Source organism: Nonomuraea sp. MG754425 (assembly GCF_021699195.1).
Classification (GTDB): domain Bacteria; phylum Actinomycetota; class Actinomycetes; order Streptosporangiales; family Streptosporangiaceae; genus Nonomuraea.
Map to the genome: position 1 here is coordinate 1 of NZ_SSXE01000306.1, position 7,795 is coordinate 7,795.

Annotated in this window: 11 protein-coding genes; 9 read left to right on the forward strand and 2 right to left on the reverse strand. The window is 72.9% G+C overall.

Features of this window, described 5'->3' with window-relative positions; all coding sequences use genetic code 11:
• The 5 genes from FAF44_RS50895 to FAF44_RS50915 all read left to right on the forward strand — a co-directional run.
• The coding region (locus FAF44_RS50895; protein WP_237110706.1) for a bifunctional 2-polyprenyl-6-hydroxyphenol methylase/3-demethylubiquinol 3-O-methyltransferase UbiG at positions 1-640 on the forward strand (640 nt) is incomplete at its 5' end.
• Between the two features lie 17 nt (positions 641-657).
• Positions 658-831 (forward strand): hypothetical protein, encoded by a 174-nt coding sequence (locus FAF44_RS50900; protein WP_237110707.1) that lies wholly within the window; start codon positions 658-660, stop codon positions 829-831.
• A gap of 85 nt (positions 832-916) precedes the next feature.
• The gene (locus FAF44_RS50905) at positions 917-1,297 is read left to right on the forward strand and encodes a phage holin family protein (protein WP_237110708.1); all 381 of its coding nucleotides are present in this window, start codon (positions 917-919) and stop codon (positions 1,295-1,297) included.
• Entirely contained in the window at positions 1,294-1,956 is a 663-nt protein-coding gene (locus tag FAF44_RS50910; protein WP_237110709.1) for a DUF3618 domain-containing protein, read from the forward strand. The genes FAF44_RS50905 and FAF44_RS50910 overlap by 4 nt, the downstream gene beginning before the upstream one ends.
• 30 nt (positions 1,957-1,986) lie before the next feature.
• Complete coding sequence (locus tag FAF44_RS50915; protein WP_237110716.1) at positions 1,987-2,409, forward strand: protease inhibitor I42 family protein; 423 nt, start codon at positions 1,987-1,989, stop codon at positions 2,407-2,409.
• A gap of 18 nt (positions 2,410-2,427) precedes the next feature.
• On the opposite strand, the gene FAF44_RS50920 is transcribed toward FAF44_RS50915, so the two are convergent.
• Positions 2,428-3,006: a TetR/AcrR family transcriptional regulator gene (locus tag FAF44_RS50920; RefSeq protein ID WP_237110710.1), complete on the reverse strand. Its 579-nt coding sequence runs from the start codon at positions 3,004-3,006 to the stop codon at positions 2,428-2,430.
• A 6-nt stretch (positions 3,007-3,012) separates the two neighbouring features.
• Positions 3,013-4,539, reverse strand: a complete 1,527-nt coding sequence (locus FAF44_RS50925) for an MFS transporter (RefSeq protein ID WP_237110711.1) — start codon at positions 4,537-4,539, stop codon at positions 3,013-3,015.
• A gap of 52 nt (positions 4,540-4,591) precedes the next feature.
• On the opposite strand from FAF44_RS50925, the gene FAF44_RS50930 reads away from it, so the two are divergent.
• The 4 genes from FAF44_RS50930 to FAF44_RS50945 are packed head-to-tail and all read left to right on the forward strand — an operon-like array spanning position 4,592 to position 7,693.
• Positions 4,592-5,311, forward strand: a complete 720-nt coding sequence (locus tag FAF44_RS50930) for a DUF1838 family protein (RefSeq protein ID WP_237110712.1) — start codon at positions 4,592-4,594, stop codon at positions 5,309-5,311.
• Positions 5,308-5,712, forward strand: a complete 405-nt coding sequence (locus FAF44_RS50935; protein ID WP_237110713.1) for an HIT family protein — start codon at positions 5,308-5,310, stop codon at positions 5,710-5,712. The genes FAF44_RS50930 and FAF44_RS50935 overlap by 4 nt, the downstream gene beginning before the upstream one ends.
• Before the next feature lie 16 nt (positions 5,713-5,728).
• Positions 5,729-6,910, forward strand: coding sequence for a histidine kinase (locus FAF44_RS50940; RefSeq protein WP_237110714.1), 1,182 nt, complete (start codon positions 5,729-5,731; stop codon positions 6,908-6,910).
• A 33-nt stretch (positions 6,911-6,943) separates the two neighbouring features.
• Positions 6,944-7,693, forward strand: a complete 750-nt coding sequence (locus FAF44_RS50945; RefSeq protein ID WP_237110715.1) for a LytTR family DNA-binding domain-containing protein — start codon at positions 6,944-6,946, stop codon at positions 7,691-7,693.
• Positions 7,694-7,795: the final 102 nt, after the last annotated feature.

Genomic DNA, 7,795 nt, shown 5'->3' on the forward strand with positions numbered 1-7,795 from the left:
CCCCTGCCGAGTCCTCGACGTGGGCTCCGGCCAGGGCACGCAGGCCCTCCGCATGGCGGCGAGGGGCCACCACGTCACCGCGCTGGACGCCTCCCGGGAGCTGCTCGCCGTCCTGGAGGCCGGGATCCAGCCCGGCATGCGGGTCAGGGTCGTGCAGGCGCCGGCCGAGCGGCTCGGGGAGCTGTTCGAGCCGCGCGACTTCGACGTCGTCCTGTGCCACGGCGTGCTGATGTACTTCGACGACCCCGACCCGCTGCTCGCTGACCTGGCCCGGATGCCGGCCCCCGGCGGCGTGCTGTCGCTGCTCGTGCGCAACGGCGACGCGCTGGCCATGCGGCCGGGGCTGCTGGACGACTGGAGTGCGGCGCTGCGGGCGTTCGACGACACGCGTTACTCCAACCGGCTCGGCGTCACGGCCAGGGCCGACCGTCTCGGCGAGCTGACGCGACGGCTGGCGGCGCAGGGGCTGGAGGTGCGCCAGTGGTACGGGGTGCGGGTGTTCACCGACACCGCGCCCGCCGACGCGCCCATCCCCGCCGACATCGACGATCTGCTGGCGGCCGAGGAACGGGCGGGCGCGAGCGACCCCTACCGCGCGGTGGCCGCCCTGACGCACCTCGTCTGCCAGGCGCGCGACTGAGGCGTAAAGTGGGGGATATGAACCCTCCCGGATCGTGGTGTGAACGGCCGAAGCCGCCGGCTCCGTCGTGCGAGCTGCCGTCCCCGTGGAGCCGGCCGAAGCAGCCCGACGACTGGTGCGAGCCCCAGCGTGACCCGGTGGCGTCCGTCCTGGGGTTCCTGCTCAAGCGGGCGGCGAAGAAGCGCCGCTAGGCCCTCCCCGTCGACCGGGGCTTTTCGGGGGATAGAAGGGCTTTTGTCTGGGTAGTCGCCATCCTCAGCGGAGGAGGCGAGCGTCGTGACTGACACCCACAAACTGGTCAGCGATCTGTCCGAACAGGTGTCCAGGCTGGTGAGGGACGAGCTTCGCCTGGCCAAGCTGGAACTCACGGAGAAGGGCAAGCGCGCCGGGCTCGGCGCGGGCCTGTTCGGCGCCGCCGGAATGGCCGCGTTCTTCGGCGGCGCCGCCCTCGTGGCCGCCGTCATCCTGCTTCTCGCCCTGGTGCTGCCCGGCTGGGCGGCGGCCGCCGTGGTGGCCGCGGTGCTGTTCATCGTCTCGGCCCTGCTCGGGCTGTTCGGGAAGAACGAGGTCAAGCGGGCCACGCCGCCCGTCCCGGAGGAGACCATCGCGAGCGTCAAGGCCGATATCGGCATGGTCAAGGAGAGGGCACGGCGATGAGCGAGACCGACCCCGGATACAACGACCGGCACGCCGGCGACGTCGGCGCCCGCAGGGCGACCGTCGGCACGCCCACCGAGGGTGAGTCCATCAACGTGCCTCCGACCAGGCCGGGCGCGGCGGAGAACGCGCGCAGGGCCCAGCGGGCCCGGGAGAAGCACGAGACGTTCGTCCCCGAAGCCCCCGTCGAGGACGAGCAGCCCGCAGCGGCCGGGTGGCCGCGCGCCGAGCGAGGGCCGGTGCGGTGGACGGGCGGGGACGACAACGAGGAGGACGCCTTGCGCAGGGACATCGAACAGACGCGTAGAGAGCTGGGCGAGACCGTCAGCCAGCTCGCCGGCAAGGCCGACGTGAAGGCCCGTGCGGGACACGCCGCGGAGGTGGCGAAGGACCGGGCGGGGCACGCGGCGGAAGTGGCGAAGGACCGGGCCGGGCACGCCGCCGAGGTGGCCAGGGACCGGGCGGGGCACGCGGCAGGGGCCGTCAAGGGCAAGGCGTCGGAGGTGGCGGGCAAGGTCCGCGAGGGCACGCCCGACCAGGTGAAGGACGCGGCGGCGCAGGCGCGCAGGCGGCCCGCGCTGCTGGTCGCGGCGGCGGGCGCGGTGACCGCGTTCCTGGTGGCGCGCCGCATGATGCGCCGCCACCGGACCGGCAGGTGATCCGTCGTCCGGGTATACCCTTCACGGGTGATGCGTGGAACGGCCGTCGCCGCCCTGTTCGTCCTGCTGGCGGCGGGGTGCGGCGCCGGGTCGGCGGTGAGCGACTTCGGCAAGGTCGTCAAGGGCTCCAAGGGCGCCACCGTGCGGGTGGAGGTGAACCCGGGGCAGCGGTTCTCGCTGGTCGTCACCGACAACCCCTCGGTGGGTGACAACTGGGAGCTGGCCGAGCTGCCGGACCCGAAGGTGGCCTCGTTCATCAGCGAGGAGCACGAAGGCGGTGACGACGTGCCCGGGGCCGGGCGCACCGCCTACTTCGTCTTCAACGGCAAGCAGCCGGGCACGACCGAGATCAGGCTGTACGACTGCTGGCGGTGCGGGCAGGCCAAGACGCCGTCCACCGAGGAGAGCAGGGCGCAGTCCGGCGAAGCGATCTTCGCGGTGACCGTCAGGTGAGTGACCGGCCGCCGGTCGTCAGGTGAGCATCGCGCGGCAGAGCACGTCGAGCGCGGTCCGCTCGACCAGGGCGGGATCGCCGGCCCCGGCGGCGAGGCGGTGCTGCGCCTCGCCCAGGATCGCCCAGCCCAGGTGCGCCACCAGGTCGGGCTGTTCGTGCCCGGCCTCGGCCAGGACGTCGCGCAGCGGGGCGATCATCGTCTCGTGGAGCTGGTCGAGCCGGTCCTGGCACTCCTGGGGCAGTTCGACGGAGACGAGCGCGCGCAGCAGCGCGTAGTCGGGGTGGGCCACGAACGACAGCGTGACCTGCCCGAACGCCCGGATCCTGGCCTCCAGGCCCGGCCCGCCCGCGGTCGCCCCGGTCAGGCGGGCGGCCCAGCGGGGGATGGCGTCCTCCACGAGCTGGGCCAGGATGTCGGCGGTGGAGGAGAAGTACCGGTAGACGCTGGAGCGGGCCAGCCCCACGCGCGCCCCGACGGCGGCCGGCGTGAGCCCGGCCGCGCCCTCGGTCACCAGGATCTCCATGGCGGCCGACAGCAGGGCGGCGTGCTGGCTGGCGCGGTGGTCGGCCACCGTGGCCGCGGTGATCCTCGGCACCGGACGTCACTCCTCCTCGCGTCGTCTCCCTCCAGTATCGGGCAGCAGGAACGTCGCCCCGACCCCCGCGAGCAGCGCGAGCCCCGTGACGATCGTGACCCGGCGGGTGGCGTCGGCCGAGGCGGCGACGGCCGCGGCGTGCTGGACGGGGTCCCGGATGGCGGGGATGGCGGTGCCGCCGCTCTCGCGGACGGCCGCGGCCAGCTCGGGGTGTCCGGGCAGGTGGTGGTTCATGGCCGAGTCGAGACCGGTGACCAGCACCGCGCCCAGGACCGCGACGCCGACGGCGGCGCCGAGTTGCCGGATCGCGCTCTGCAGGCCCGAGGCCGCGCCGGACTGCCGGGCGGGCACGCCGGCCAGCATGACGTTGGGGAGCTGGGCCGAGGCGAAGCCGACGCCGAACCCGTACAGGACCAGCCACGGGACCAGCGACCACGGGCCGATGGAGGGGGCGGCGGTCAGGCCGATCGCGATCGCCGAGGCGGCCTCCAGGCTCAGCCCGAGCCGGACGATGACGCGCGGCGCGAACGGCAACTGGGGCACGACGCCGCCCGCCAGGAACGTGCCGGCGGCGAGCGAGGCCACGATCAGCCCGGTCTGGAACGCGGTGAACCCCATGGCCGACTGCAGGAACAGCGGCAGCACCAGGATGAGGCCGAACTCGCCGAGCATGACGATCATCGCGGCGGCGCCGCCGTACCGGAAGGAGGGCAGGGCGAACAGGGACAGGTCCAGGATCACCGGACGGCCCGCGCGCGCCCTGGCCCGCTCGACCAGCACGAGCGCGACGAGCGAGGCGGCGGCCACGACGAACGCGAGCGGGACGGGCGACAGCCCGCCGCCGGGGGCGGTGAACCAGCCGTACGTCTGGCCCTCGATCAGCCCGAACACCAGCGCCAGCGGCCCGATGACCGACAGCAGCAGGCCCGGCACGTCGGCCCCGCCCCCGTGGGGGTCGCGCGACTCGGGCACCTTGCGGGTGCCGAGCAGCACCAGCAGGCCGATCGGGAGGTTCACCCAGAACGCCCAGCGCCAGCCGAAGTCGGTCACCACCCAGCCGCCGAGCAGCGGTCCGAGCGCCGCCATGCCGCCGATGATGGATCCCCAGACGGCGAAGGCGATGGTCCTGCGGGCGCCGGTGTAGAGGGCGTTGACGACGGCGAGCGTCATCGGCACGACCATGGAGGCGCCGACGCCCTGCAGCACCCGCGCGCCGATCAGCAGCGCCCCGTTGCCGGCCGCGGCGGCGAGCATGCTGGCCGCCAGGAACACGACCAGGCCGATGGCGAACGTCTTACGCCGGCCGTGTACGTCGCCGGTGCGGCCGAGCGGGATGAGCAGGGCGGCGAAGGTCAGCGAGTAGATCGAGTTCACCCATTCGACGCCGGTGGCCGAGAGCCCGAGGTCGATCATGATCACGGGGACGGCCACGTTCACGATCGTCGCGTCGATGACGATCATGGACATGCCGATGCCTAAGACGACGAGGGGGAACCAGCTCTGCCGCTGCGTTCCCTCATTTAGCGACACCATGTTTCTAACATAGCAACACACTGTCGCGATCTGTCGCGTTAGGCTCCCGCCCATGGACTTCATCCGGGTGCGCGCGTCGTCCGACGGCGCGGAGACGATCTCGTACTGGACCGGCGACGTCTACGGCTGGCAGGACGACGACGGGCCGCGCCATCTGTTCGGGTTCGAGGGGCTCAACGTGGCCAGGGCGGTCGAGGCCGACGACGGCTGGCGGCTGCTCACCCGGGAGGCCGCCCTCTACCTCGACCCCGCGAGCCGGGAGCCGCTCGACACCTGGCACAACCCCGTCACCGGGCGCGAGGCCGAGGTGGCGCACGTCTTCAACGACCCGGTCAACCAGCGGCTGGGCGCCCACCCGGTGCCCGAGACGCGGCTCGGCGGCCAGATCGTCTACAACGTGGACGTGCGGCTGGCCTACCCGTCGCCGCTGAAGGTCGCCGACTACCCGGACAACTCGGCGAGCGACACCTACCGGGCGCTGGAGCTGTTCCAGTTCTTCGCCGCCGCGGCCGACGTGGCGTCGGCGACGCCGGACGTGCCGTGCGTGTTCTCCTGGTGCCGCGTCTCGCCGTGGCTGCCGTGGATGGCGATGGGACAGCGCGGGGGCGGGCTGGTCTACCACTGCCGGGGCGCCAAGGTGAGCGAGGTGCCGCCGCGGCTGCGCGAGCGGGTCGGCGAGCGCTTCCTGCACGCGCCTCAGGAGTGGTCGGCGCCCAACGTGACGAGCTGGACCGCCTTCAGGGACAGCGCGGCCGGTAGGGTCGGCCGGTGAGCACCGACCTGTTCTGCGAGATCATCGCCGGGGAACGGCCCGCCTGCGTGGTGGCCTCCGACGAGGTGGCGGTCTCCTTCCTCGACACCCGGCCGGTCTTCAAGGGGCACGTCCTGGTCGTGCCGCGCGCGCACGTGGAGACGCTCGCCGACCTGACCGCCGTCGGGCCGTTCTTCGAGCGCGTGCAGGCCATGGCGCGCGCGGTGGAGCAGGGGCTGCAGGCGGGCGGCACGTTCGTCGCGATGAACAACCGGGTCAGCCAGAGCGTCGCCCACCTGCACGTGCACGTCGTCCCGCGCAACAAGAAAGACGGGCTGCGCGGCTTCTTCTGGCCCCGTACCACCTACGACTCCGCCGCGGAGGCCAGGTCGTACGCCGATCTCATCGCCAAGGCCCTGTGAGCTAGGCTCTGGCCGCGTGGAGTACCTGGTCGGCGTGGCCGTGGTGGCGGGGCTCGTGAGCGTGCCCGCGATCGTGCTCTGGCGGGTCATGCGCGGACGCAGAGAGCTGGGCACCAGCCCGGCCGAGCGGGCCACGTTCGAGACCCTGCACACCGCCTCGCTGGCCGGGCCGCCGCTGCGGGCCGGCCTGACCGCCGACGGCGCCGAGCGCGCCTCGCGGCACCTGCGCGCGCTGCTCGGCTCCGCCGCGCTGGCGATCACCGACGGCGAGCGCCTGCTCGTCTACGACGGCGAGGGCGACGACCACCACGCCGACCAGGCGTTCGAGCACGCCACGGCCACCCTGCGCGACGGCCGCACCCAGGTGCTGACCATCGACTGCGACCTGCTCGAATGTCCCGTCAGGCACGCCGTCGTGGTGCCGCTGACCACCGACGACCGCGTGGTGGGCACGCTCGCCGCGTACGGGCAGAACGCCTCCGCCGGGCTGGTCAGGGCCGCGCAGGAGGTGGCCGGGTGGGTGGACTCCCAGCTTGAGCTGGCCGAACTGGACCGCTCGCGCACGCTGCTCATGGAGGCCGAGGTGCGGGCGCTGCGCGCGCAGATCTCGCCGCACTTCATCTACAACTCGCTCACCACCATCGCCTCCTTCGTCCGCACCGACCCCGAGCGGGCCAGGGAACTGCTGCTGGAGTTCGCCGACTTCACCCGCTACTCCTTCCGCCGGCACGGCGAGTTCACCACGCTGGCCGAGGAGCTGCGCTCGATCGACCGCTACCTGATCCTGGAGCGGGCCAGGTTCGGCGACCAGCTCCAGGTGACGCTGCGCATCGCGCCCGAGGTGCTGCCGGTCGCGGTGCCGTTCCTGTGCCTGCAGCCGCTGGTCGAGAACGCCGTACGGCACGGCCTGGAGAGCAAGAACGGCGTCGGCCGCATCACGATCGTCGCCGAGGACGCCGGCGCGGAGTGCCGCATCAGCGTCGAGGACGACGGGCTCGGCATGGACCCCGACCGGCTGCGCCGCATCCTCGCAGGTGAGATCACCCCCGCGGGCGGCGTCGGGCTGGCCAACGTGGACGAGCGGCTGCGCCAGGTGTACGGCGACGAGTACGGCCTGGTGGTCGAGACGGCCACCGGCGCGGGCACGAAGGTCAACATCAGATTGCCGAAATATCACCCAGGCGTCTCCGCCCGTTGACCTCGATCTTTGTTGTCGGTTTCATCACTGTCTATGGCACAACTCCGGGTCCTCGCGGTCGATGACGAACTGCCGGCCCTCGAAGACCTGTCGTACCTGCTGCGCGCCGACCCGCGCATCGGCGAGGTGGCCACGGCCAGGGACGGCGCCGCGGCACTGCGGCTGCTCGACCGCGCCATCGCCGACGGGCGGCCGATCGACGCCGTGTTCCTCGACATCAGGATGCGCGGCCTGGACGGCGTGGTGCTCGGCCGGCTGCTGTCGCAGTTCGCCAACCCGCCGCGGGTGGTGTTCGTGACCGCGTACGAGGAGCACGCGGTGGACGCGTTCGAGATCAAGGCCGAGGACTACCTGCTCAAGCCGGTACGGCCGGAGCGGCTGGCGGAGGCCATCAGGCGGGTCGCGATCTCGGCCGACGTGCCCGCCGAGGGCGGCGAGAGCGACACCATCCCGGTCGAGCTGGGCGGGGTGACCCGGTTCGTCTCCAGCGCCGACGTCATGTACGTGGAGGCGCAGGGCGACTACGCCCGTCTGCACACCTCCGGCGGCAGCCACCTGGTGCGCATCCCGCTGGCCACCCTGGAGGAGCGGTGGTCGTCGGCGGGGTTCGTCCGGGTGCACCGCAGCCATCTGGTGGCGGTCAAGCACATCGAGGAGCTGCACATCGACTCCGGCCGGTGCTCGGTGCGGGTCGGCGACACCGAGATCCCCGTCAGCCGGCGGCACACGCGCGAGCTGCGCGACCTGCTGGTGCGGCGGGCCAGGAAGGGCAGGCAGGAATGAGCCGCGCGGACTTCCCCCGCAGGCAGCCGGGAACCGGCCGTCCGGACACAACCCGGCGTGCGGACCCCCCGCGCCGTGCGGACCCCCCGCGCCGTGCGGACC